The 24,109-nt window shown below is 60.8% G+C and carries 18 protein-coding genes; 11 read left to right on the top strand and 7 right to left on the bottom strand.

Going from position 1 to position 24,109, the window contains the following annotated elements:
- Positions 1 to 618: 618 nt before the first annotated feature.
- A complete protein-coding gene (locus AACV02_RS21440; protein WP_106577867.1) occupies positions 619 to 1,404 on the bottom strand; it encodes a sulfite exporter TauE/SafE family protein in 786 nt (261 codons plus the stop codon).
- Positions 1,405 to 1,485: 81 nt separating this feature from the next.
- Positions 1,486 to 2,265: a class I SAM-dependent methyltransferase gene (locus tag AACV02_RS21435; RefSeq protein ID WP_119741870.1), complete on the bottom strand. Its 780-nt coding sequence runs from the start codon at positions 2,263 to 2,265 to the stop codon at positions 1,486 to 1,488.
- A 137-nt stretch (positions 2,266 to 2,402) separates the two neighbouring features.
- Between AACV02_RS21435 and AACV02_RS21430 the strand changes: the two genes are divergently transcribed.
- From AACV02_RS21430 to AACV02_RS21420, 3 genes are all read left to right on the top strand, one after another.
- Positions 2,403 to 2,924, top strand: a complete 522-nt coding sequence (locus tag AACV02_RS21430) for a DUF3455 domain-containing protein (protein ID WP_119741868.1) — start codon at positions 2,403 to 2,405, stop codon at positions 2,922 to 2,924.
- A 169-nt stretch (positions 2,925 to 3,093) separates the two neighbouring features.
- Positions 3,094 to 3,621, top strand: a complete 528-nt coding sequence (locus tag AACV02_RS21425; protein WP_106578152.1) for a sigma-70 family RNA polymerase sigma factor — start codon at positions 3,094 to 3,096, stop codon at positions 3,619 to 3,621.
- The gene (locus AACV02_RS21420) at positions 3,618 to 4,304 is read left to right on the top strand and encodes an anti-sigma factor (protein ID WP_119741866.1); all 687 of its coding nucleotides are present in this window, start codon (positions 3,618 to 3,620) and stop codon (positions 4,302 to 4,304) included. Before AACV02_RS21425 ends, AACV02_RS21420 begins: the two co-directional genes overlap by 4 nt.
- On the opposite strand, the gene AACV02_RS21415 is transcribed toward AACV02_RS21420, so the two are convergent.
- Positions 4,305 to 5,606 carry an ATP-binding protein gene (locus tag AACV02_RS21415; protein WP_106577863.1) on the bottom strand — a complete coding sequence of 434 codons (1,302 nt, stop codon included), beginning with the start codon at positions 5,604 to 5,606 and terminating at the stop codon, positions 4,305 to 4,307. It abuts the gene before it with no gap.
- A gap of 3 nt (positions 5,607 to 5,609) precedes the next feature.
- Positions 5,610 to 6,311 carry a response regulator transcription factor gene (locus AACV02_RS21410; protein WP_106577862.1) on the bottom strand — a complete coding sequence of 234 codons (702 nt, stop codon included), beginning with the start codon at positions 6,309 to 6,311 and terminating at the stop codon, positions 5,610 to 5,612.
- 288 nt (positions 6,312 to 6,599) lie between these two features.
- On the opposite strand from AACV02_RS21410, the gene AACV02_RS21405 reads away from it, so the two are divergent.
- Genes AACV02_RS21405 through AACV02_RS21395 form a run of 3 tightly spaced genes read left to right on the top strand, consistent with a single transcriptional unit; the run spans position 6,600 to position 11,559 of the window.
- Positions 6,600 to 7,757 (top strand): efflux RND transporter periplasmic adaptor subunit, encoded by a 1,158-nt coding sequence (locus tag AACV02_RS21405; protein ID WP_119742809.1) that lies wholly within the window; start codon positions 6,600 to 6,602, stop codon positions 7,755 to 7,757.
- A gap of 18 nt (positions 7,758 to 7,775) precedes the next feature.
- Entirely contained in the window at positions 7,776 to 10,865 is a 3,090-nt protein-coding gene (locus AACV02_RS21400; protein ID WP_119741864.1) for an efflux RND transporter permease subunit, read from the top strand.
- 52 nt (positions 10,866 to 10,917) lie between these two features.
- Complete coding sequence (locus tag AACV02_RS21395; RefSeq protein ID WP_106577860.1) at positions 10,918 to 11,559, top strand: DUF1345 domain-containing protein; 642 nt, start codon at positions 10,918 to 10,920, stop codon at positions 11,557 to 11,559.
- A gap of 71 nt (positions 11,560 to 11,630) precedes the next feature.
- On the opposite strand, the gene AACV02_RS21390 is transcribed toward AACV02_RS21395, so the two are convergent.
- The 3 genes from AACV02_RS21390 to AACV02_RS21380 form a co-directional block, all read right to left on the bottom strand.
- On the bottom strand, positions 11,631 to 13,913 hold the full coding sequence (locus AACV02_RS21390; protein ID WP_256680541.1) for an autotransporter outer membrane beta-barrel domain-containing protein: 2,283 nt from the start codon (positions 13,911 to 13,913) through the stop codon (positions 11,631 to 11,633).
- 251 nt (positions 13,914 to 14,164) lie between these two features.
- Positions 14,165 to 16,240 carry a hypothetical protein gene (locus AACV02_RS21385; protein ID WP_256680540.1) on the bottom strand — a complete coding sequence of 692 codons (2,076 nt, stop codon included), beginning with the start codon at positions 16,238 to 16,240 and terminating at the stop codon, positions 14,165 to 14,167.
- A gap of 131 nt (positions 16,241 to 16,371) precedes the next feature.
- The gene (locus AACV02_RS21380) at positions 16,372 to 18,237 is read right to left on the bottom strand and encodes a hypothetical protein (protein ID WP_256680538.1); all 1,866 of its coding nucleotides are present in this window, start codon (positions 18,235 to 18,237) and stop codon (positions 16,372 to 16,374) included.
- Between the two features lie 368 nt (positions 18,238 to 18,605).
- Here AACV02_RS21380 and AACV02_RS21375 point away from each other — a divergent pair, with 368 nt between their 5' ends.
- The 5 genes from AACV02_RS21375 (at position 18,606) to AACV02_RS21355 (ending at position 23,786) form a co-directional block, all read left to right on the top strand.
- On the top strand, positions 18,606 to 19,664 hold the full coding sequence (locus tag AACV02_RS21375; RefSeq protein WP_119741862.1) for a LacI family DNA-binding transcriptional regulator: 1,059 nt from the start codon (positions 18,606 to 18,608) through the stop codon (positions 19,662 to 19,664).
- An 87-nt stretch (positions 19,665 to 19,751) separates the two neighbouring features.
- On the top strand, positions 19,752 to 20,534 hold the full coding sequence (locus AACV02_RS21370) for a sugar phosphate isomerase/epimerase family protein (protein WP_106577858.1): 783 nt from the start codon (positions 19,752 to 19,754) through the stop codon (positions 20,532 to 20,534).
- Positions 20,527 to 21,468, top strand: coding sequence for a sugar kinase (locus AACV02_RS21365; RefSeq protein ID WP_119741860.1), 942 nt, complete (start codon positions 20,527 to 20,529; stop codon positions 21,466 to 21,468). The genes AACV02_RS21370 and AACV02_RS21365 overlap by 8 nt, the downstream gene beginning before the upstream one ends.
- Positions 21,469 to 21,513: 45 nt before the next feature.
- On the top strand, positions 21,514 to 22,812 hold the full coding sequence (locus AACV02_RS21360) for an MFS transporter (protein WP_119741858.1): 1,299 nt from the start codon (positions 21,514 to 21,516) through the stop codon (positions 22,810 to 22,812).
- Positions 22,809 to 23,786, top strand: coding sequence for an NAD(P)-dependent oxidoreductase (locus AACV02_RS21355; RefSeq protein ID WP_119741856.1), 978 nt, complete (start codon positions 22,809 to 22,811; stop codon positions 23,784 to 23,786). The genes AACV02_RS21360 and AACV02_RS21355 overlap by 4 nt, the downstream gene beginning before the upstream one ends.
- Positions 23,787 to 24,109: the final 323 nt, after the last annotated feature.

The following is a 24,109-nucleotide window of genomic DNA, read 5'->3' as shown; positions in this document are numbered from 1 at the left end:
TGCCTGCGATGGCATCTACTGGTTGTGCCTGATAGACCGAGTTGTCTGCATCGCAGGCAAGCCAGCTCCCACAGAAAATCCAAGTACTGCAGTGCTGGCGGCTGCACTCGGTCAAATTGTGGGAGCGGGCTTGCTCGCGAAGGCGGTTGGTCAGTCAACTCATGTGTAGCTGACACACCGCCTTCGCGAGCAAGCCCGCTCCCACATTTGGATCGCAGTGCATCAGATAGAGATGTGCTGCTGTGCTGTTGCCCTGCTTTTGCTTCAACCACTCAGGTCGGCTACTAGGCCGCCGTGCTCTGCTCTTGATCTTGCTTTTGACTTTGATCTGACAGGCCCCGTCAACCACGCTGGCCGAACGCAGGCTTGAATCCGTGGGTAACCCGGCAGGACGCCGGGTTAGCCGCGTTGGGCCATGGATGGCCCGTCGCGGCGGCCCACGGATTCAAGCCGGAGTGAGGGCATGCCGAGCCTAGGCGAGGCACCGAGTGGTGGGGCAAAGACCTTTTGGTTACTTTTGGGGCGTTTGCCAAAAGTGACCCGCTGTAAGAGCGGAACCGCCAGCCGCCATGACCGCAGCAACGGATATGTACCCACCCACCCAAACCCCCGAAAACATCAGAACGCCAACTTATAGCCAATAGTCATCAACATAACCGCCAGACAAGGCCGCAACACACCATCAGGAACCTTACCGGTCATGTGACTCCCCAGGTAAATCCCCGGCAACGACCCCATCAGCAAAAGGCCCAGCAAATGCCAATCCATATTACCCATGCTCGCGTGCCCCAGCCCGGCGACCAATGTCAGCGGCACGGCATGAGCAATCTCGGTACCCACCAACCGACGCGTCGCCAGAAACGGGTACAGAATAAACAGCGCCACGGTACCAAGCGCACCCGCCCCGATGGACGTCAGAGCAACCATGGTGCCAAGGATCGCACCGGTCACCACCGTCAACACGTTCAAATTGCGCGGGCTCATGTGATAGTCGTCACCCGCATGACGCTGCGCAAAAGCCAGCAGGCTTTTCTTGAACAGAATCGCCAGCGCCGTCAGCAGCAACACCCCACCAAGCGCCTGCTTGATCACCGCGTTCATGGCGCTGGGATCGGTATGCAAACTGGCAAGGAACCACAGGGTCAGCAGCACCGCAGGCACACTGCCCAAGGTCAGCCAACCGGTGATGGTCCAGTCGATATTCCTGTTCTTGCTGTGCACCAGCACGCCACCTGACTTGGTGATGGCCGCGTACAACAAGTCAGTGCCCACGGCGGTCGCCGGGTTGATGCCGAACCACAACAGGATCGGGGTCATCAAAGACCCCCCACCGACACCGGTCATGCCAACAATAAAACCAACCACCAGGCCAGCGATGACAAAACCAAAATTACCCACATCCATACAGCTACCCGCGGCCTTATAAATTTCTGGCCGCAGGATAGCGATTTTTCTTATAACGACTTATATCAATATGATCTGACTTTATGCCTTTTGTGTCAGCCGATGACAGACGTAAGCTTGCGTCTGATACGGAAAAGCCACGGTGTCACGCCCCCGCAAGGCAGGATGCGTGTCGATCAGCGCCTGCAATTGCGCAGTCACGCTGGCCTTTTCGGCGGCGGGCAGCGCCGCGATAAAGCTCACCGACAGGAAGCGATCCATGATCACCTCCCCAGGGCTGCCGACATGCTGATAGGCAAAGCAGGTCATGTGGGGCGCAGAAAAATATTCGCCGGTGAAGGCTTCGCGCCAGCGGCCTGAATGAAAGCGCGGCGTGTCGCCTTCATAGGGGGTGATGATGTCGGTGATGGCGGCGACCCAATCCACCGATTCATCGCGCACATTCCACACCAACCCCAGGCGCCCATCGGGTTTGAGCACGCGGTGGATTTCTGCCAGCGCGGCTTCGGTAGAAAACCAATGGAACGCCTGCGCACAGACCACCGCATCGGCGACGGCGGTTTCCAGGGGAATGGATTCGGCCGTGCCATTGACCAGGCGCACATCGGGCAACAGTTTATTGAGCTGCGCGCCCATCGCTTCGACCGGTTCGACCGCCACCAGCGTGGGCGCCAGGGTGGTGAGCAAACGGGTGAACTTGCCGGTACCGGCGCCCAGGTCGATTACCGTCGATTGCGCATCGATGTGCAGCGCATCAGTGAGCCAGCCGGTGAGTTGTCGCGGATAGTCGGGCCGGCCTTGGGCGTAAGTGACGGCCTGGGTAGAGAAACCTTGTTGAGCAGACGTGTGAACACCAGTCATTGCCAATCTCTCCTCGGGTAAAACGGGGGCACAGTGTGCGCCCTTGCGCATTTATTTTCTAATCACTGCATCCAATCGAGCGCGGCCTGGGTAGTGCTTACAGTGACCCCGCTGTTTTACTCAATGGAGAACCACCCATGAACGCTAAAGCACTGTTCTGCCTGACCGCCCTGCTGGCCGCTGCGCCAACGGTTTTCGCCCAGACCGGCTTGCCCGACAGCATCAAGGTGCCGGATGGGCACAAGGTGGCGCTGGAGACCACAGGCGTCGGCGAAATCACCTACGAATGCCGCGACAAAGCTAACGCCGCGGGCCAGACCGAGTGGACGTTTGTCGGCCCCAAGGCGGTGTTGAATGACCGCAGCGGCAAGCCAGTGGGCACCTATTTCGGCCCACCCGCTACATGGCAAGCCCAGGACGGTTCGAAAGTCACCGGCACGCAGTTGGCCGTGGCGCCCTCCGGTGCTGGCAACCTGCCGTATCAACTGGTCAAGGCCAACCCGGCCGAAGGCAAAGGCGCAATGAGCGGTGTGAGTTATATCCAGCGCGTGGCCCTCAAAGGTGGCGTGGCGCCGAGCACCGAGTGCAGCGCTGCCAACAAAGGCACGCAGGCAGTGGTGAAGTACCAGGCCGACTACATCTTCTGGGCGGCCAACTGAGAACAAACTCAGCTACGCTGCCCTTGTAAGGGCCGGCTTGCCGGCGAGGGTCGTCAACGATGACGCAGGGCACCTGGGTTATACGCTGCGCCCGTGCCCTTTTTCGCCGGCACGCCGGCGCCCTGCAGTGCGGTGGCGATTGTTATGACAGTGGTGGACACACGTGGCCTTGCCTGACGCCGATTTTGATTACGAAGCCTGTCTGCTGGCCTGCGCCCGTGGGGATCAACGTGCCTTGCGCCAGCTCTATGAGCAGGACAGCAGCCGTTTGCTCGGCGTGGCCTTTCGCATTGCCAGGGACAAGTCCCTGGCCGAAGACATCGTGCATGACGCGTTTATCAAGATCTGGCGTGGCGCCGGCAGTTTCGACCCCAACCGTGGCGCGGCGCGCGGCTGGGTGTTCAGCGTGACCCGGCACCTGGCGCTCAATGCCGTGCGCAATCACTACCGGGAATTACCCCTGGGCGACGCGCACGAGCACATCGCCACACCCGACACCTTTGAATTCGCTTCGCGCTCGGGGCAGGTCCACGCTTGCCTGGAGCAGCTCGATCCGGCCCGTCGCGCGTGCATCCTGCATGCCTATGTCGACGGCTATTCCCACAGCCAAATCGCACAGAAACTGGACACCCCGCTGGGGACCGTCAAAGCCTGGATCAAACGCAGCCTCGCTGCGCTGCGGGAGTGCATGGCATGAGCAACCCTCTGGACGAACTGGCTGGCGAATACGTGCTGGGCACCCTGCCCGCCGCGCAACGCACCGAGGTTGAGCAGCGCTTATCCGAGGATGCCGCGTTGCGCGCGGCGGTGGATGCATGGGAGCAGCGCCTCTTGCCGCTGACCGCATTGGCCGAACCGGTGCCCCCTTCTGCCCAGCTGTGGCGGCGCATCGAGCGCACCGTCACGCCTGCCGACACCCGCACCGATCGCCAAACACCGTGGTGGAACCTGCTGGCGCTCTGGCGTGGTTTGGCCGGCGCGGGGCTGGTGGCGACGTTGGTCCTGGCGACGCTGCTGCTGACCCGCCCGCCCACTGCTGAACCCACCTTTGTGGTGGTGTTGGTGGCGCCGCAAAGCCAGGCTCCGGGGTGGGTGATCCAGGCCAGCAATACTCAGCAGATCCAGTTGATTCCATTGGGTGTGATGCAAGTACCTGCCGACAAGGCGCTGCAATTCTGGACCAAGGCGGATGGCTGGCAAGGCCCGGTGTCGCTGGGGTTGGTCAAGCCAGGGCAAACACTGTCGGTGCCGCTGGACAAACTGCCGCCACTGGCGCCCAACCAATTGTTCGAGTTGACCCTGGAAGACCCGAATGGCTCGCCGACCGGTAAACCCACCGGGCCGATCCAGGCGATCGGCCGCGCCGTAAAGGTGCTCTGATCAGCTGACGCTGGGCAACCACAGGCGAAACCGTGCCCCGCCCAAGGGTGATGCCTGGGCCGTCAACGTGCCGCCCTGGGCTTCCATCGCACGCCGGCTGATGGCCAGGCCGAGGCCGAAGCCACCCGTGGCGCGGTCGCGGCTGCGGTCCAGGCGGTAGAAGGGTTCGAAGATCCGCTCGCGCTGGTCTACCGGGATGCCGATGCCATCGTCATCCACGCAGATTTCACAGCCTTTGGCACACACCTTGACGCCCACCTGGATGCGCCTGTCGCAATAGCGCGTGGCATTGCGCAACAAGTTTTGCAGCGCGCGGGCGGTGAGACGCGGGTCGAGGCGGAAGCGCTCCACCGCGCAATCGAGCGCCACGTCGATGACAATCTCGGGGTTTTCCAATTCGTCATCGACGCTGCCCAGCACGCTGTCGACAAACTCGTCGAGCACCACGTCCACTCGCTCCGGCAGTTGCGCCGGGTTTTGCAGGCGGCTGTACGACAGCAATTCCAGCACCAGCTCGTCCAGCTCACGAATGTGCGCCACCAGGCTTTGCAGGCGCTCGCGACTGGCATGGGGCAAGTCTTCGGACAACGCCAGCGCCAGGCCGAAATCCAGGCGGGTCAGCGGCGTGCGCAGTTCATGGGAGACCGCATTGAGCAGGTCGCGCTGCTGATTGAGCAGGCGCTCGATATCGTCGGCCATGGTGTCGAACACCGATGCCAGGCTGCCAATGTTGGAACTGGGCGGAATATGCGTGCGCTCGCCCAGGTTGCCTTTGCCCAGTTGTGCGGCGGTGCTTTTCAGGCGCTCCAGGTCACGCCAGTGCGGGCGCAGCCAAAACAGCAGGCAAGCCAGCAGCGCGGCGCCGATCAGCACGTTCATCGACCAGTACAGCAAGTTCATGTCCATCGGGTCGGGGGGAATCGTCAGCTTGACCGCAAACTGCTGGTTGACCGGCGAACTGATTTCTTCCATCCAGCCCCATTCGCCAAGGCGGATCACCGGCTTGCCCTGCTCCAGCAGCTTTTCTTCTGCGGGCGTGTAGCTGGCGTCCTGGCGCAACAGCAGTTTGACTTTCAGCGGCGCGAAGTCGCGGCCCAATTGCTCGGTCACCTGGGACCAGCGCTCGACCGGCGCGCGCAGGTATTGTTTGACGATGAGCGTCTGCAGGCCACGGGTCTGCTCGACGTTGTAGTCCATGTAGCGGTGTTCAAACAGCTGGATCACCAACCGCGGAATCAGAAAGATTGCCGCACTGAAGGTGATGATGGTGATCAGGTAGAGGCGCAGCAGGACACGAAACATGGATCAGCATTCCCACTCGGAACGGCTGAACAGGTAGCCCTTGCCCCACACGGTCTTGATCTTGCGCGCCTCGCCCGCGTGATCGTCGAACTTGCGGCGCAGCTTGGAGATGGCCACGTCCACCGAGCGGTCGGTGCCGTTGAACTCAATACCGCGCAAGCGCTGCAGGATCTGGTCGCGGCTGAGCACTTCACCGGCGTGCCGGGCCAGCACCACCAGCAGGTTGTATTCACCGCTGGACAGTTCGACGGCCTGCTCGCGCCAGGTCACGGTGCGCTCCGACAGGTCGATGCACAGGTTGCCCATGACGATCTGGTCGTTGGCCATCTGAGGTTCGGACAGGCTGCTGCGGCGCAGCAAAGTGCGCACACGGGCGAGCAGCACGCGTGGCTCGCACGGTTTGGTGACATAGTCGTCGGCGCCCATTTCCAGGCCCAGCACCTGGTCGTGACTGTCGTCGCGCGCAGTCAGCATCAGGATCGGCAAGCCCGCCGAGTCTGCGCGCAGCAAGCGGCACACCTGCAGGCCATCGAGGCCGGGCAACATCAGGTCGAGGATCACCAGGTCCGGCGGGTTGAGGCGCGCGCGTTCGCGTACGTGGTCGCCACGGCTGAGCACACTGACATGGTAGCCATTGCGCTCTAGGTAGCTGGCAATCAGCTCGGAGAGTGCGGCGTCGTCTTCCACCAGGAGGATGTTGGGCATGGTGTTTCCAAATAATGCAGTTCATCAGGTGTACAGAAACCCAATGTGGGAGCGGGTTTGCTCGCGAAAGCGGTGGTTCAGTGGCTAGATTGATTGGCTGATCCACCGCCATCGGGGGCAAGCCCCCTCCCACATTTGATCTTTGCTGTTTGCAGGATTGTGCAAGGATATACGCCCTCAGGCGACTATGGGTCGCGCCTTACATTTCTTCACAGACGAGCTACACAGCTTCACAGCACCACGGCGCAGGTGTCTTTAGGATGCGCCAGTCAATATTGGGATATGAGCATGTCGAAGAATCTGTTTGCGCCGTTTTGCCTGCTGGCCCTGGCGCTCGCCCTGAGCGCGTGTGGCCAGTCGGCGGACGAGGCGCCGCCAATGCCGCTGGCCAAAGTCCGCATCGAGACCCTGCAAGCCAAGCCTCTCTCGATCAGCAGTGAACTGAGCGGGCGGATCGCCGCGCCGCGTATTGCCGAAGTGCGCGCACGGGTGGCCGGTGTGGTCATGCAGCGCGTGTTCAAGGAAGGTCACGACGTGAAACAGGGCGACGTGCTGTTTCGCATCGACCCCGCCCCGTTCAAAGCCGACCTGGACAGCGCCCAGGCCAACCTGAGCAAGGCGCAGGCCAACGCTTTCCAGGCGCGTCTGCAGGAGCAGCGCTACAGCCAGTTGGTCGAAGGCAACGCCATCAGCGGCCAGGATTACGACAATGCCCGCGCCGCCGTGCGCCAGACCAATGCCGAAGTCGCCGCCAACAAAGCCGCCGTCGAGCGCGCCAAACTCAACCTGGGCTACGCCACCGTGACCGCGCCGATCTCCGGGCGCATCGGCCGCGCGCTGGTCACCGAGGGCGCGCTGGTCGGGCAAAACGAAGCCACGCCGATGGCGATCATCCAGCAACTGGACCCGATCCACGCCGACCTGACCCAGTCCACCCGCGAGTTGAACGACCTGCGCCGGGCCTTCCGTGCCGGCAGCTTGAAGCAGGTCGGCCAGGACCAGGCCAAGGCCACGCTGATCGAGGACGACGGCAGCCTGTACCCGCTGCCGGGCAAATTGCTGTTTGCCGAAATCAGCGTCGACCCCGGCACCGGGCAGATCATCCTGCGCAGCGAATTCCCCAACCCGGACCTCGACCTGTTGCCCGGCAGCTTTGTACGCGTGCGCCTGGAACAGGCAGTGGACAAACAGGGCATCAGCGTGCCGCAACGCGCCATTACCCGTGACAGCGCCGGCATCCCGATGGTGCTCTTACTGGACGCCGAACAGGTCGTCAGCCAGCAACCGGTGGAGCTGGGCGCGGTGATCGAGGATCGCTGGATCGTCAGCAACGGCCTCAAACCCGGTGACCGCATCATCGTCGAGGGCCTGCAACACGCACGCCCCGGTGAAAAAGTCGAAGTGGACGACAGCCCCGCGCCGAATGCCCAGGCCTCGGTCCGCTAAGCAAAGGAATACCTGACAATGCCGCAGTTCTTCATTGACCGCCCGATCTTCGCCTGGGTGGTCGCCCTGTTTATCCTGCTGGCCGGCGCGCTCGCCATTCCGCAGTTGCCGGTGGCCCAGTACCCCAACGTCGCGCCGCCGAAGGTGGAAATCTATGCGGTGTACCCGGGCGCCTCGGCCCAGACCCTGGACGAAAGCGTGGTCAGCCTGATCGAGCAGGAACTCAACGGTGCCGATCACCTGCTGTATTTCGAATCCCAGAGCAGCCTGGGCTCGGCGACTATCACCGCGACGTTCCAGCCGGGCACCGACCCGGAAATGGCCCAGGTCGATGTGCAAAACCGTCTGAAGGCGGTAGAGCCGCGCCTGCCGCAAGCCGTGACCCAACAAGGCCTGCAGGTGGAGAAAGTCTCTGCCGGTTTCCTGCTGCTGGTGACATTGACCTCCAGCGACGGCAAGCTCGATGACGTCGCGCTCAGCGATTACCTGGCGCGCAACGTGATGAACGAGCTCAAGCGCATCGAGGGCGTGGGGAAAGCGCAGCTGTATGGCGCAGAGCGTGCGATGCGTATCTGGATCGACCCGCAGAAACTGATTGGCTTCAACCTTACGCCGGCCGACGTCAACGCCGCGATCAGCGCGCAGAACGCGCAGGTCTCGGCGGGCAGCATCGGTGATTTGCCGGGCACTCACACCCAGGAAATCACCGCCGCCATTCTGGTCAAAGGCCAGCTGTCGACGCCGGCGGAGTTCGCCGACATCGTGCTCAAGGCCAACCCGGACGGCTCCACCGTGCGCATCGGCGATGTGGCGCGGGTGGAAATCGGCAGCCAGGAATATCAGTTTTCCACACGCCTGAACGGCAAGCCGTCCACCGCTGTCAGTGTGCAGCTGTCGCCGGGCGCCAACGCGCTGAACACCGCGACGTTGGTGCGGGCGAAGATGGATGAGCTGTCGCGCTACTTCCCGGCCAATGTGGAGTACAAGATTCCGTACGACACCTCGCCCTTCGTCAAAGTCTCGATCACTAAAGTGATTTACACCTTGCTCGAAGCCATGGCGCTGGTGTTTGCGGTGATGTTCCTGTTCCTGCAGAACGTGCGCTACACGCTGATCCCGACGCTGGTGGTGCCGATCGCGCTGATGGGCACTTTCGCGACCATGCTGTTGCTGGGGTTTTCGATCAACGTGCTGACCATGTTCGGCATGGTGTTGGCCATCGGCATTCTGGTGGACGATGCGATTGTGGTGGTCGAAAACGTCGAGCGCATCATGGCCACCGAGGGCCTGTCGCCCAAGGAGGCCACGCGTAAAGCCATGGGCCAGATCACCGGAGCCATCGTCGGCATCACTTTGGTGCTGGTCGCGGTGTTCCTGCCGATGGCCTTTATGCCGGGCTCGGTGGGCGTGATTTACCAGCAGTTTTCGCTGTCGATGGCCACCTCGATTCTGTTCTCGGCGTTCCTGGCTTTGACCCTGACCCCCGCCCTGTGCGCCACCTTGCTCAAGCCGATTGCCAAGGGCGAGCACCACGCCAAGGGCGGTTTCTTTGGTTGGTTCAACACGCGTTTTGAACGCCTCACCGACCGTTATGAAGGCTGGGTGGCCTACGCCCTCAAACGCAGTGGTCGTTACCTGCTGATCTATCTGGTGCTGCTGGTGGGCCTGGGCTGGATGTTCAGCCGCCTGCCCTCCTCGTTCCTGCCGGTGGAAGATCAGGGTTACACCATCACCGATATCCAGCTGCCACCGGGCGCGAGCAAGAACCGCACGGTGCAGGTAGCCGAGCAGATCGAGGCGCATAACGCCCAGGAGCCAGGGGTGGGCGATACCACCATGATCATGGGCTTCAGTTTCTCTGGCTCCGGGCAGAACGCGGCGCTGGCATTTACCACGCTCAAGGACTGGTCCAAACGCAGCAGCGACGATTCGGCGGCGGCAATTGCCGACCGCGCCAACGCCGCGTTCAGCGAGCTCAAGGATGCGATTGCCTATGCGATCCTGCCGCCGCCGGTAGACGGCCTGGGCACCTCGAGCGGTTTCGAGTTCCGGTTGCAGGACCGTGGCGGTGTCGGCCATGCCGCCTTGATGGCGGCGCGTACTGAGCTGCTGGCGGCCGCCGAGAAAAACCCGATCCTGGCCAATGTGCGTGAAAGCGCCCTGGCCGAGGCGCCACAAGTGCAGTTGGAAGTAGACCGCAAGCAGGCCAATGCACTGGGGGTTTCCTTTGCTGACGTCGGTAATGTGTTGTCTTCAGCCATCGGCTCGGCCTACATCAACGACTTCCCCAACCAGGGCCGTATGCAACGGGTGGTGGTGCAGGCCGAAGGCGATCAGCGCAGCCAGGTGGCGGATTTGTTGAAGATCAATGTGCGCAACAACGCCGGCAAGATGGTGCCGTTATCGGCATTTGTCGAAGCCAAATGGACCCAGGGCCCTGCGCAGCTGACCCGCTACAACGGCTACCCCGCCATCGCCATCAGCGGCGAAGCGGCGCCAGGGCACAGCACGGGTGAGGCCATGGAAGAAATCCAGCGCCTGGTCAGCCAATTGCCCGCAGGGCTGGGCCAGGAATGGACCGGTTTGTCGCTGCAGGAGCGTCTGTCCGGTTCCCAGGCGCCGTTGCTGTTGGGCCTGTCGCTGCTGATCGTGTTCCTGTGCCTGGCGGCGCTGTATGAAAGTTGGTCGATCCCGACCTCGGTGTTGCTGGTGGTGCCGCTGGGCGTGCTCGGCGCGGTATTGGCGGTGAGTTTGCGCGGCATGCCTAACGATGTGTTTTTCAAGGTCGGCTTGATCACCATCATCGGCTTGTCGGCAAAGAACGCGATCCTGATCATCGAATTTGCCAAGGATTTGTATGAGCAAGGCGAGGACCTGATCGACGCCACCTTGAAAGCCGCGCGCCTGCGCCTGCGGCCGATCATCATGACGTCGCTGGCGTTTATCCTCGGCGTGGTGCCGCTGGCGATTGCCACCGGCGCCAGCTCCGCCAGCCAGCAAGCCATTGGCACCGGGGTGATCGGCGGGATGATCACCGCAACACTGGCAGTGGTGTTTGTGCCGGTGTTCTTTGTGGTCGTCATGAAGTGGGTGCGCAAGCGTCCATAACCCGTCCGAAAATGCGCTATGGTGCTCACAACCTCTCTTGTCGTGAGCACCTATGGCCTTCCTCGCCCGCACCCACCCTCGCCTTTCGTCCGCCGCCGTACTCGGTCTTGCCGTGGGCATTCTGGCGCCTGCCGATACGCTGATCAGCAAAATCCTCATCGGCTGGAACGCCGGCGTCTGGACCTACCTGTTGCTGATGCTGTGGCTGGCGACCCGTGCTCGCGCCGACGACGTAAAACGCATCGCCGAGATCGAAGACGAAAACGCCGGGCTGGTGCTGTTCATGGTGTGCATCGCGGCGATTGCCAGCCTTGCGACCATCACGGTGAACCTGGTGGGCAGCAAAGACCTCGACAGCACGGCGCGCCTGCTGCATTACGGCTTTACCGGCATGACAGTGGTCGGCTCATGGTTGCTGACCGGGGTGATTTTCAGCGTGCACTACGCACGCCTTTTCTACACCTGGGAGGGCGAGGAGCCGGCGTTGCGTTTTGCCGAAGGGTTGCGCAACCCCAACTACTGGGACTTCCTGTACTTCTCGTTCACCATCGGCGTGGCGGTGCAAACAGCCGATGTGGGCGTGGCCACGCGCGGTCTGCGCAAAGTGGTGCTGGGCCAGTCGTTGATCGGTTTTCTGTTCAATACGGCGATTCTGGGTTTTTCGATCAACATTGCCGCAGGGTTGTTCAGTTAGGCCCAGCGTGCTGATCAGACGGGCAAAAAAAAGGGGAAGCCGAGGCTTCCCCTATTTCGTGCACATGTACTTTAGAAGGCGTACTGCAAACCTGCCGTTGCGCCCCAAGGCATGTCGTATGCCTTGCCTTTGCTGTGACTGACTTCGGCATGCAGGCTAAGGTTTTTCGACAACGAAACAGCCATGCCGCCCGCTACCTCGACGCTCGCGCCCGAGAGGTTGTTATTAAACCTCTGATCGTTGATGTACACCCGGTTGTCCGGGCTGAAGTCACGCGCTGCCGCCGTCCGCAGATACGGCTGCAGAATGCTGCCGCTGTCCAGTTGGACATTTTTGCCCAGGGTGACACCCACCTTGCCGATGGCTGACGTGGCACGATCGCTCTTTGCCTTCAGGCCGTTGTCCATGGTGTAGTTGGCGCCACCAATGGCGGCGACGGACAACTGGGCAAACGGTTCAACATACAGGCCCTCATCGTCGAGCTTGATGTTTTTGCCCACCTCGGCAGATGCGCTAACCGCGTCTTGCGTGTATCTGCCTTTGGCACGTTGGCCGTCGCTCATGTTGACCTGGCTTTGGCCTTTGAGTTTGTTGACCTTGCCCACCAGATCCACGTACACGCCGCTTTCTTCATCCAGCCAGGTTGCATAGGTACCCAGGTAGTAACTGTTGACCATACCGCTGCTGCCACGGCTCAGGCCCAGGGTTGAGTTGCTGTAACCGCCCATGACACCGAGCGTCCACTGGCCGTCACCCGCATCCAGCGCCGTGTCGGCACCGATGGTCAGGCCGGTCTGGTTCTGTGAGTAGCCCACGCCGTTGCTGTTGGCCGCCACGTCAATCTTGTTGCCGTAGCCGCGCATCCACAGGCCCTGGCTCTTGCCTTGGCCAAAGCGGACTTCACCCATGCGGGTGCGCAATATGCTCGACTCACCCACCAGTACCGCAGGTGCAGCGTTGGCCAATGCCAGCACCGCCTTAGCGCTGGTACTGGTGCCCTTTTTCTCGGTATCCAGATACCAATCGGTCCCTTCCTGCTTGAGCCCATATTCGAAAGCGCCGACATCGACGGTATCGCCCACCAGCCCGAACCTCGCGCCGCCGCTTTCGGTGTGTACCACTTTGATGGCCTCACCGGTGGCCAACTCCGAGCCACTGGCGCCAATCAACAGTTGGTGATTACCTTCGGCGTTGCCATTGACATTCAACAGGTCGGTCTCGCCGGTGTTGAAGTTGGTGTGCATTTTAAACGTGCCGTTACCGGTCAGGTTATGGGTGTTCAGTTGAAAGAATTGGCCCGGGGCGCCAAAGACTACGTTGCCGCCGCCCATTTTCAGGGTATTGACCTGGCTGTCACCCACCAGCACCCATTGGGCGTTGCTGTTGACGTCGAGTTGCTCGACATTGCGCAACTGGCCGGTCAGCGAGGCATTGTTGTTGAGTTGCACCATGCCCGTGCTGCCCGCGCCAATGACCACGTCGCCGATCAACTGGCTGTTGTCGACGAACAGGTTGGCGCTGGAGTTATTGTCCACTTGAAGCAGCACGCCATTACCGCTGAGCAGGTTCGAACCGTTAAGAACCTGGATATCAGCCTTGGTGCTGTTGGTAAGCGGCGGATTGACCAGGATGGCTGAACCGCTTTTGCCCTGGACCACGGAATTATCCAGGATCAAGGAGTTGGTCCGCGTCAGGTCCCCCTCCATGCGCATATTGACCCCGTTCACCCCGCCAGTAATACGGCTGTTATTGCGCGCCACGGCGTCGGCATTAAGCAGTACCAAACCTATACCTGTCGCAGCCGTAGCGTCGACGCGGGCATTGTCCAGGTTCACCGTGCCGTAGCCGGCGGCCGAAATACCGCGGGTAGCACCGATAACACTGCTGTCTTTGACCGTGAGGGATGAGCCATCCGTGCCGCCTGTCGTGCGGGTGACACTCACACCCCAACCCGTGGCGTTGGTGACCGTACTGTTATTGGTGATTAAGGCACTGCTGTTACCCGCGACCGAAATGGCCTGGGTGATCGTGGGGCGCGCCGTCACCTGGGAGTTATCAACGACCACTTTCGATTGCAGTCGGGCTTCAATATCTAACGTTTTGCTGCCCGGCTCCAGGGTCAAACCTGCGTTAACCATTTGAATCTGCCGGGTCGTCGCACCGTGCGCAATCAGGCTTGATCCGCCAGACAGTACATAGTTATCAAGCGGCGTAGCGGCCGATATCGACGTATTGGGCAAAATGACTTGGGTTTGCGCTTGCGCAGTGGGGGCAACCAGGAACATTAACGTGACGGCCTGGGCTGACAGCGCAAGGCTCAAGGGTGTTGGTTTGAAGTTAAATATTGCCGACATATAATGGACCTCTAGTTCCTGCACGAAACGATAGGGCGGGTTCTAAATCTCGTGGGACCCAGCCCATTAAGCGGCGCCATGATTGACTAGCACTCGCTTAAAATCTGTAGGATTTCTCCCAACCAATCAGATAAAAATCAGCAGCTGCTGTGGGGTGGTGGCGCCCTCTACGCCTTTAAAAAATTCAATATAAAGCCAGGAATACCAAAGAGGGTTCTGCCCCTCTCTGGTAACTACCCCAATGTTTTAACCTAAGCAGGCACAACGCCGCCGGCGCAATAGTTGGAACTTCCCGTGCCCGGACGGAAACCCCGCACCCGATAATTGGCGGGAAGCGAAGGCACTGTTTGCCCCAGATATTGAGTATCAAAGGTTACCGTTGCCGAACCTTGGGTCAACAATGACCGGTTGGCGTTGATCGGGTTAAACAAGACCGTGGAACTTACGTCGAATGTAAGGTCCCACCCAATATTGGCAGCCGTAGCATCGGGCACTGTAAACGTTCTAGATTCCGTGACCACGGACGGGGGTGTCTGGGTATTATTCTGGAACCCGACGAACGTCACGTTTATAAGTTGACCCGCGCTCAAATAATCCGAGCCTGGAATATGGATGATGAGTCTGCCGCTGTTAATCGGCCTCAGCGTATCGCAGTTCAGCGTACCGGTATTATTAAGGACTCTCGGTGCTTCCATTCGCAAGATGACAGAGTCGACGATCACCGTTGTATTGACCGACACACTTGGGTTTGCACTGGCCGCCGACGTGATGGTGTAAGACGCCAACTGCGTAGGGCCGCCCAACGCTCTGATATCACTGAAGGGAATGGTGAAATCCACGAACCCACTGGCAGGCAGGGTCACGATATTCTGCGCTTGCAGACGGCCACCATAATTCAAGGTCACCGTGAACGGCAGTGATGCGGCCGGCAATGCAGGCGTCGTCCACAATGGAATTCGAGCCCTTGCCGCCAGATTTACGTCATCAACCTCCAAATGGTTGTCAGGCCCGAATGTGCCCCCGACGCGCATTGCTTGGACCACCACGGGCAACAGGTTGGGATTCAAGTTGCCAGGCCCGACGATCACCGGCCCAACAGGCCCCACGATAGACAGGTCCAGATCGAACGGTGTTTCCAACGGCGGCGTCGGATGGGTGATGGCGCCGCGACGCACGACGTACGAAGCCGTCACCGGCACCCGGTTCTTGCCGGGTGTTTGAGGCCCGTACAGCGTATCCATATTGGCCGCAGTGAACAGAGCCGGCACCGGGAATGCAGTGGTGCCCAGCGGCACCGTGACCTGGATTGAGGCGAACGTTGAGCTCAGCGCGACGACGATTTCATCCGTGGGGCGCAGCGCATTCGTGTAGCTGGGAACCAGCACTCGTACGCCGCCTCCGGACAATACATCAGCCCGATCAATCAAGCCGTCACCGGGCACTGCCAGTACAACAGTTGGCGCAGAAAATTCGGTGGGCAATGGCGCCTGTGCCAGGTCCGCCAAATCCAGGCTGTACGAGAGCTCGGACGGGTTGCCGGCCACGTCGAACAGGCGATAGCGCAGACTGAAGTTGCCCCGGCGTTCAGCCGCCACAACACTTGCCGGCAACGGAAGAGTCAGGGGCACGGCCGGATCAACCCGGAACTTTGTTTCCGGGTTAGGCGGCGCAAATGCGTAAGGCTTATCCGAAGAGCCGAAAAACATTTCGATGTAATCGCCATCGGACAGGCCGTTTTGCGCGTCGTAGGGAATCGGTAACAGCGCCGTCTGGTTTGGCTGACTCTGAATATAGGCGAGGTCCAGAGGCCCGACCAGGCCCACCGGCAACGAGGGTTCCGGCGGGTTGATGCGGGGACGGTCATAGGGCGACGTCTCATCGACGACCAGCAGCTGCGGGACTGAAAAGTTATCGACGCCCGAGTCGGCAATGAGCACCCGATACCTGACCAAATACACACCCGGGGGACGATAGGCTTGCGGTATTGCCACCGGCACTGGATCGGGTTGACTGGTCAGTCGGCGTTGAAACCGGGTGCTGCTGGAGCCGAAATAGGCATCTTCGGCATCGACATCCAAACCACTCAGATCCAGGTACGGAGCAATCTCGACCGTTAATACATCCATCGCCGCGGGGTCGGTACTGGCGCCGTCCCACAGGGGAATATTCAAATTGGTGGACTGTCCTTTTGAAGCCGCACGCGTCAGCAACCCCGTGTATCCGATCACTTGGTCAGCAAACACGCCCAGTTGAAATCTTTCGGGTGTGTAATCGGAGGGCGCCCTGGGTACAAAAGCATCTATGATTTGTCTATTTGTAAGTTCCATTATCTTGCTCCGGACAGTTAAACGGCTAAGACTAATAATGCTCTTCGCCAATTGAATAAATCTTGTTTTTCAACCACGAAGCTTTACTGCAAAACCAAATACCTTGTGTACACCTGACACACATCGATGATTCAACCCGACACAATTCCATTTGCAGAACAATAACGACCTGTACCGTAAGTCAAATCAACTCTGACTCGTCCCGGGAGTGACTCGCCAACTTTCACACCGTCACGCCAGACTTCATAACTGCCGGTTGCCGATCCGTACTTGCGCACCGGCAATAGCGTCGTGTCGAACGAATTCAGAACAATGATTGCGCCGGCCACTGTATGTGCGGGCTCCCATAACAGTGACCGACTGACTACAACGCTTGTATTTATAGTGCTCCAGTTATTCTCATTGAAGCCTTGCCACACGAACTTGAGCATGTCGCCCACCCGTAGCGCGGGGTTGGGTGTTATTAACCAACGCACGCCATCTTTCAACATTGACCACGGCACCCCGTTAACCGGGTTGGTTTGCGAACTGCAGGTCAAGTAACCATTGGTCAGCGTGTGTTGTATAAGCGGTGCAGGCAGTGGGACAAGCTGGGTATTCACATTGGTAACGGGGGAGCGTTGCTCGTTAACGCCGTTGGTGGTGGTGTAATGCACCGCGTACACCGCGGCAGTGGCGCCGCTGATCACGGACCACGGCACATCGCTGAAAAACACCCAGCTACCGGCACTATCAGCGGCGCCCACAGCATAGGTGGCCACCGGGCCTGCCCCGTTCCAGTACAGGCTCAGCGAGTCGCCCACACGGGGCGTATCAAACAGCCGCACTCGCACGCGAACCGGGTAACCTCGGTCTGCATCAACCAGCGTGTTGGTGCCGGTGCGGCCCACAATTTCCACCGGCGCCAACGTCGGGTTCAGCAATGCCGGTGCATTGGGGTGATCCTGGCCGGCGATCGTCAGGTTCACATTGACGGAAAGAGACTTGGACGACGTCGGCACAGGGTTGAGGCCATAGATTTCGTAGCGTACCGGTACGGTCTGCGCCGCCAGCACCGGACTCGGCCCCCGCAGAACCGTCCAGGGGATGTCCACGTCGAACGGCAGTTGCGACACCAACCGGCGCGTGGTGGGTCGGTCATCCCAATACACAATCACTTCATGCCGGGCAGCTGCGGACCATCCCGGGTAGCTGTCTATGCGCACAAACACGCCGCCGCCTTCATCGACGCGAGCGTCATTGCGCTTGATCAACTCGTCGTTGTAGATCGGCGGACGAATGCTCGGGGCTGGCAGCCCCAGGGACAGCACAAAGGGCAGCCCGCTGCTCAACGTGCTGAAATTACCGGCCTCGTCATAGATCCGATAGAACAGGTACCCGGGGCCATTGTTCAGGTCGCGAAACGCATCCGAGTTCAAGGTTGCCGTGGGTGGCGTGGTGCTGAAATTTACCAGCGAGCCGCCGTCCGCCAGCTTCAACGGAGGCGCAGGCGAATTGGATAAAAAGAATTCAATACGGTCGTTGGGCGCCGCGACGTTGTAGACCGGAATGTAAAACGCCGTGGGCTGATGGTCTGTCAGATACTGCGCGTTGATCGCCGGCTCTGGCGGTACGACAAAGCGTGCCATGTCTGTCGGCGCGATCAATTTTGGCGGTTCCAGGTCGATTGTGATCGTCACTGGCAAACTGGTGCTCTGCCCGCCGACATTGCGAACGGTGTAGTAAACGCGCGCGACTCGACTGCGGCTGCGCAGGTTGAGCATGCTGATTTCACGCTCGAAAAAAGCCGGGATGTCCGGTGGTGGCGGCCCGATCAGAAACCGGTCGAGAAGCCTGATGCCATCATCGCTCTCCCACCAAAGTTCACACGTATGCACCGGGTCAGCCGGGTCACCCGGGATGGCGGGCGTTGGCATCGGCTCCCACGCGGGAATACGCACCTTCAACGGGCTGAGCAACAGTTGCAGTGGCACGACCCCTCTGCCATCGGCGGTCATAACACCTGGGACCGTAGCGGGATCCAAGCCGTCGCCTATGACGGCCTGCCTGGTTAAAAGCCGGGAACGCGTGTAGGGCTTTCGGATAGTCGACATGTTCCGGCCTCAGGAAAAGTTTCAGCATGGCGAGTCACGAGAGCAATGCCTTCGTGCCTGCCATGGAAAAATTAAACGCCTAAAGCCTGCACACGGATACTGTCAGAACTAACAGGTAGGCCCATCCACTCGTCGTTTTTTTTCAGCGCTGTGCACGCGCCTATTTCTAAATATTCCTTGACGAAAGGCGCCACCTGGCATTTTATGAAACCGGTTTCAGAGCTTCTCTCAGGCACTGAAACGGCTAATTCCAATAAGAAAGGCCCGATATCGTGACTCCATTTTCCGCCGCCCAGCGCAGCCGCGTGACCATGCTTGATGTTGCCGAGCGCGCCGGCGTGTCCAAAGCCAGTGTGTCGCGCTTTATCGGTGATGACCGCGCCCTGCTCTCCGACGCCATTGCGCTGCGTATCGAACAGGCCATCAGCGAGCTTGGCTACCGCCCCAACCAGATGGCCCGTGGCTTGAAACGTGGGCGCACACGCTTGATCGGCATGCTGGTGGCCGATATCCGCAACCCCTATTCCATTGCCGTGATGCATGGCGTCGAAACCGCCTGCCGCAAGCACGGCTACAGCCTGGTGGTGTGCAACACCGACCGCGATGACGAGCAGGAGCGTCAGCACCTGGCCGCACTGCGCTCGTACAACATCGAAGGGCTGATCGTGAACACCCTCGGCCATCACCTTGACCAACTGCTGGAACTGCAGCAGGAAATGCCGCTGGTGCTGGTGGACCGCAAGGTCGAGCCACTGCACAGCGACCTGGTGGGGCTAAACAACGCCGCAGCGGTACGCATCGCCGTCGAACACTTGCAACAGCAGGGTTATCGCGACGTGTTGCTGGTCAGCGAAGCCGCCGATGGCACCAGCTCACGCCTGGAGCGCCAGGCCAGTTTCAAGGCCGAGATCGCCAGCCGCCCGGGGCTGACCGGCGCGGTGCTGGAGCTGGACGACGCGCTGCAAAGCCGCCTGCAGGCCTTCCTTGCCACGCCCGGCCCGAAAGCGCTGTTCTGCGCCAACGGCATCGCCGCGCTGGCCTGTACCCGTGCGCTCAAGGCCTCAGGCTGCCGGCTATTCGAGGATGTCGGCCTGATCGCCCTGGATGATCTGGACTGGTACCCGCTGGTGGGCAATGGCATTACCGCCCTCGCCCAGCCTACTGAAGCGATTGGCGCCAGTGCCTTTGACTGCTTGCTCAAGCGCCTGCGCGGCGATGATGCGCCGACGCGCACCCTGGATTTTTTGCCGGAATTAATCATCCGTGGTTCCACACAATCCCTTGTGGGCGCTGGCTTGCCTGCGGCGACGGTTTACCAGGCGAAGCCGTAATCGCCTGACACACCGCCATCGCAGGCAAGCCCGCTCCCACATTTGTTTTGCGTATAAAAATGAAACCGGTTTCAGAGGTAAACAACAATGCACAAATACCCCGTCTCCATCAGCCTTTCCAGCTACGGCGCCGAGCGTGTTCGCCAACAGGGCCAACTGAGTTTTGTCGACGTACTGAGCGCTGCCGGCGCCCAACGCATCGAATGGCGTGAAGAACTGCTGACCACCGAGCACCCGGCCACACTCGCCCAGGCTGCCGCCGCGCATGGCCTGGAGTCGGTGTACTCCTCGCCGCTGGAACTGTGGGTCGCAGGCCGCGCCCAGCCCAACGCCGAGCTCAATGACACCCTGGACCGCGCCCAGGCATTCGGCGCGCGCTGGCTGAAAGTCTCCCTCGGCTACTTCACCGACACCAACGACCTGCAAAGCCTGCACGCCCTGCTCAACCGACACCCGGTCAAACTGCTGGTGGAAAACGACCAGACCCTGCACGGCGGACGGATCGAGCCGATGCAGCGGTTCTTCACCGAGGTCGAGCGCCTGGGCCTGCCCGTCAAGATGACGTTCGACATCGGCAACTGGCAATGGCAAGACCAGTCCGCCCTCACCGCGGCGCGTTTGCTCGGTCGTCACGTGGATTACCTGCACTGCAAGGCCGTGGCCCGGCGCCAGGACGGCAAGCTGGTGGCCCTGCCGCCCGGCGCCACCGACCTGCATCTGTGGGAACAACTGCTCAAGCATATGACTCAAGGTATTACCCGGGCCGTGGAATTCCCGTTGCAAGGCGATGACCTGACCGAGGTCACCGCGCAACAGGTCGCCGCCCTCGCCATCCTTGGCCAACCCCGTGCGGAGAATGCCCATGTCTGAGATCGATATCCTGTCGTTTGGTGAAACCATGGCGATGTTTGTCGCCGAGCAGACCGGCGATCTGGCCCAGGTGGCGCAGTTCCACAAACGCATTGCCGGCGCCGACAGCAATGTCGCCATTGGCCTGTCGCGCCTGGGGTTCAATGTGGCCTGGCTGAGCCGGGTGGGGAATGATTCCCTTGGGCGTTTTGTGGTCGACACCCTGAAAAAGGAAGGCCTGGATTGCCAGCATGTGGCGGTCGATCCCTTGCACCCCACCGGTTTTCAGTTCAAGTCCCGCGAAGAAGCCGGCGCAGACCCTCAAGTGGAGTACTTTCGCAAAGGCTCGGCAGCCAGCCACCTGTCCATCGCCGCCATCAGCCCCACGCTGCTGCAAGCGCGTCACCTGCACGCCACCGGCATTCCGCCGGCGTTGTCCGAGGCCACCCGTGAGCTGTCCCGCGAGCTGATGACGCAGATGCGCAAAGCCGGGCACAGCGTGTCGTTCGACCCGAACCTGCGCCCATCGTTATGGGCCAGCCAGGCGCAGATGATCGCCGAAATCAACGCCCTTGCCGCCATGGCCGATTGGGTCTTGCCGGGTTTGAGCGAAGGTCGCTTGCTCACAGGCTTCGAAGACCCGGCCGACATCGCCGCGTTCTACCTCGACCAGGGCGCCGAGGCCGTGGCCATCAAGCTTGGGCCGGACGGCGCCTATTACCGCACCCAGATGGACCAGGGCTTCGTTGCCGCCGTGCCGGTGGAAAAAGTCGTCGACACCGTCGGCGCCGGCGATGGTTTTGCCGTCGGCATGATCAGCGCACTGCTGGAAAACCTCAGCTTCCCCGAAGCGGTACAGCGCGGTAACTGGATCGGCAGCCGCGCCGTGCAGAGCCGCGGCGACATGGAAGGCTTGCCCGCTCGTTCGGAGTTACCCACTCGATCCGTTGCATGACGTACACCCTGTTGCCACAACTACAACAAGCTCAGGAGCAACTCCATGGATACCTTGAAACTCGCCACCCGCCGCTGGTGGTACATCATGCCTATCGTGTTTATCACCTACAGCCTGGCGTACCTGGACCGCGCCAACTACGGCTTCGCCGCCGCCTCCGGGATGGCCGAAGACCTGATGATCACCCCCGGCATGTCCTCGCTGCTGGGCGCGCTGTTCTTCCTCGGCTACTTTTTCTTCCAGGTGCCGGGGGCGATCTACGCGCAAAAGCGCAGCGTTAAAAAGCTGATTTTTGTCAGCCTGATCCTCTGGGGCGGCCTTGCCACCCTGACCGGCGTGGTGTCCAACGCCTACATGCTGATCGCCATTCGCTTCATGCTCGGGGTGGTCGAAGCCGCCGTGATGCCCGCGATGCTGGTGTACCTGTGCCACTGGTTCACGCGTGCCGAACGCTCGCGCGCCAACACCTTCCTGATCCTCGGCAACCCGGTGACCATGCTGTGGATGTCAGTGGTGTCGGGCTACCTGGTGCAGCATTTCAGCTGGCGCTGGATGTTTATCATCGAAGGCATACCGGCGGTGATCTGGGCGTTTATCTGGTGGAAGCTGGCGGATGAAAAACCCGCCGACGCCAAGTGGCTGAGTGAGCAGCACAAAAAAGACCTCGAAAGTGCGCTGGCCGCCGAACAAGTCGGGATCAAGGCGGTGAAGAACTACGCCGAGGCCTTCCGCTCGCCCAAAGTGATCATCCTGGCCCTGCAGTTTTTCTGCTGGAGCATCGGCGTTTACGGCTTTGTGCTGTGGCTGCCGTCGATCCTCAAGGCCGGCCTGCAAATGGACATGGTCGAAGCCGGCTGGCTGTCGGCGTTGCCTTACCTGGCGGCGGTGATCGGCATGCTCGCGGTGTCCTGGGGCTCGGACAAACTGCAAAAACGTAAACGTTTTGTGTGGCCACCCCTGCTGATTGCCTCCATTGCGTTCTACGCCTCCTACGCACTGGGCGCCGAACACTTCTGGTGGTCCTACAGCCTGCTGGTCATCGCCGGCGCGTGCATGTATGCGCCTTACGGGCCGTTTTTTGCCATCGTGCCGGAGATCCTGCCGGTCAACGTCGCCGGCGGCGCCATGGCGCTGATCAACAGCATGGGCGCGCTGGGCTCGTTCGGCGGTTCGTACCTGGTGGGTTACCTCAACAGCACCACCGGTTCGCCCGGCGCTTCGTACCTGCTGATGAGCGGTGCGCTGATGCTGTCGGTGGTGCTGACGATTTTCCTCAAGCCCGGCGCCAGCGACCGTGAACGCGCGCCGATGCCGACCCTTGGATTGAAGGTGAAAACCCGATGAAAAAGTCTGTCGTTTTATACAAGAAACTCTCTGCGCCCTTGATGGCCCGCCTGCACGAGCAGGCCGACGTCACGCTGATCGAAGCCCTCGACGAACCTGGCCTGGCCAAGCTGCGCGAGGCCTTGCCCCGCGCCCAGGGGCTGCTGGGTGCCAGCCTGCGCCTGGACGCCAAGCTGCTCGACCTGGCGCCACACCTTGAAGCGGTGGCCAGCGTCTCGGTGGGGGTCGACAACTACGACATCGACTACCTGACCCAGCGCGGCGTCCTGCTCAGCAACACGCCGGACGTGCTCACCGAAACCACCGCCGATACCGGTTTTGCGCTGATCCTGGCCACCGCGCGCCGGGTGGTGGAGCTGGCCGACATGGTGCGTGCCGGCCAATGGAGCAAGAACATCGGCCCGTCCCATTTCGGCACCGACGTGCATGGCAAAACCCTCGGCATCATCGGTATGGGCCGCATCGGCGAAGCCCTGGCCCAACGCGGGCATTTTGGGTTTGGCATGCCGGTGATCTACCACAGCCACTCGCCCAAGCCGTTGGTGGAAGAACGCTTCGGCGCGCAGTACCGCAGCCTGATCGATTTGCTCAAGGAAGCTGACTTTGTCTGCCTGACTTTGCCTCTGACCGCCGAAACCGAAAAGCTGATAGGCACTAAAGAGTTCGCGCTGATGGGCCCGGAGACAATCTTTATCAACATCTCGCGCGGCAAAGTAGTGGACGAGGCGGCACTGGTTCAGGCGCTGCAGCAACGCACGATTCGGGCAGCGGGCCTGGACGTGTTCGAGCGTGAGCCGTTGAACCACGATTCGCCCCTGTTGCGTTTGAACAACGTGGTGGCCACGCCGCACATCGGCTCGGCGACCCATGAAACCCGCGAGGCGATGGCCAAGTGTGCGGTGGACAACCTACTGGCGGCGCTGTCGGGCGAACGCCCGAAAAACCTGGTCAATCCAGAGGCCTGGAAACACTGATCCCCTGTGGGAGCGGGCTTGCCCGCGATGGCGGTGGGTCAGTGCCAAAGGTGCAAACTCACAGACTGCATTCGCGGGCAAGCCCGCTCCCACATTGACCGTGTTCATCCAACGCGGCTTGCCGTGTAAACCCAATCCCTGTGGGAGCGGGCTTGCCCGCGATGGCGTTGGGTCAGTGCCACATGTGCAAACTGAAAGACTGCATTCGCGAGCAAGCCCGCTCCCACATTGACCGTGTTCATCCAACATAGCTTGCTGTGTAAACCCAATCCCACATTGGCCGTGTTCATCCAACATAGCTTGCTGTGTGAACCCAATTTCTG

The sequence above is a fragment of the Pseudomonas sp. Larv2_ips genome (assembly GCF_963879675.1).
Taxonomy (GTDB): Bacteria; Pseudomonadota; Gammaproteobacteria; order Pseudomonadales; family Pseudomonadaceae; genus Aquipseudomonas.
This window is presented reverse-complemented; position numbering and strand designations above follow the sequence as displayed.

What these genes read in the sequence shown, in the direction of transcription:
- AACV02_RS21440 (WP_106577867.1), bottom strand. Translation starts at nt 1,404, where the DNA reads ATGGATGTGGGTAATTTTGGTTTTGTCATCGCTGGCCTGGTGGTTGGT.
- AACV02_RS21435 (WP_119741870.1), bottom strand. Translation starts at nt 2,265, where the DNA reads ATGACTGGTGTTCACACGTCTGCTCAACAAGGTTTCTCTACCCAGGCC.
- AACV02_RS21430 (WP_119741868.1), top strand. Translation starts at nt 2,403, where the DNA reads ATGAACGCTAAAGCACTGTTCTGCCTGACCGCCCTGCTGGCCGCTGCG.
- AACV02_RS21420 (WP_119741866.1), top strand. Translation starts at nt 3,618, where the DNA reads ATGAGCAACCCTCTGGACGAACTGGCTGGCGAATACGTGCTGGGCACC.
- AACV02_RS21415 (WP_106577863.1), bottom strand. Translation starts at nt 5,606, where the DNA reads ATGTTTCGTGTCCTGCTGCGCCTCTACCTGATCACCATCATCACCTTC.
- AACV02_RS21410 (WP_106577862.1), bottom strand. Translation starts at nt 6,311, where the DNA reads ATGCCCAACATCCTCCTGGTGGAAGACGACGCCGCACTCTCCGAGCTG.
- AACV02_RS21405 (WP_119742809.1), top strand. Translation starts at nt 6,600, where the DNA reads ATGTCGAAGAATCTGTTTGCGCCGTTTTGCCTGCTGGCCCTGGCGCTC.
- AACV02_RS21400 (WP_119741864.1), top strand. Translation starts at nt 7,776, where the DNA reads ATGCCGCAGTTCTTCATTGACCGCCCGATCTTCGCCTGGGTGGTCGCC.
- AACV02_RS21395 (WP_106577860.1), top strand. Translation starts at nt 10,918, where the DNA reads ATGGCCTTCCTCGCCCGCACCCACCCTCGCCTTTCGTCCGCCGCCGTA.
- AACV02_RS21390 (WP_256680541.1), bottom strand. Translation starts at nt 13,913, where the DNA reads ATGTCGGCAATATTTAACTTCAAACCAACACCCTTGAGCCTTGCGCTG.
- AACV02_RS21385 (WP_256680540.1), bottom strand. Translation starts at nt 16,240, where the DNA reads ATGGAACTTACAAATAGACAAATCATAGATGCTTTTGTACCCAGGGCG.
- AACV02_RS21380 (WP_256680538.1), bottom strand. Translation starts at nt 18,237, where the DNA reads ATGACCGCCGATGGCAGAGGGGTCGTGCCACTGCAACTGTTGCTCAGC.
- AACV02_RS21370 (WP_106577858.1), top strand. Translation starts at nt 19,752, where the DNA reads ATGCACAAATACCCCGTCTCCATCAGCCTTTCCAGCTACGGCGCCGAG.
- AACV02_RS21365 (WP_119741860.1), top strand. Translation starts at nt 20,527, where the DNA reads ATGTCTGAGATCGATATCCTGTCGTTTGGTGAAACCATGGCGATGTTT.
- AACV02_RS21360 (WP_119741858.1), top strand. Translation starts at nt 21,514, where the DNA reads ATGGATACCTTGAAACTCGCCACCCGCCGCTGGTGGTACATCATGCCT.
- AACV02_RS21355 (WP_119741856.1), top strand. Translation starts at nt 22,809, where the DNA reads ATGAAAAAGTCTGTCGTTTTATACAAGAAACTCTCTGCGCCCTTGATG.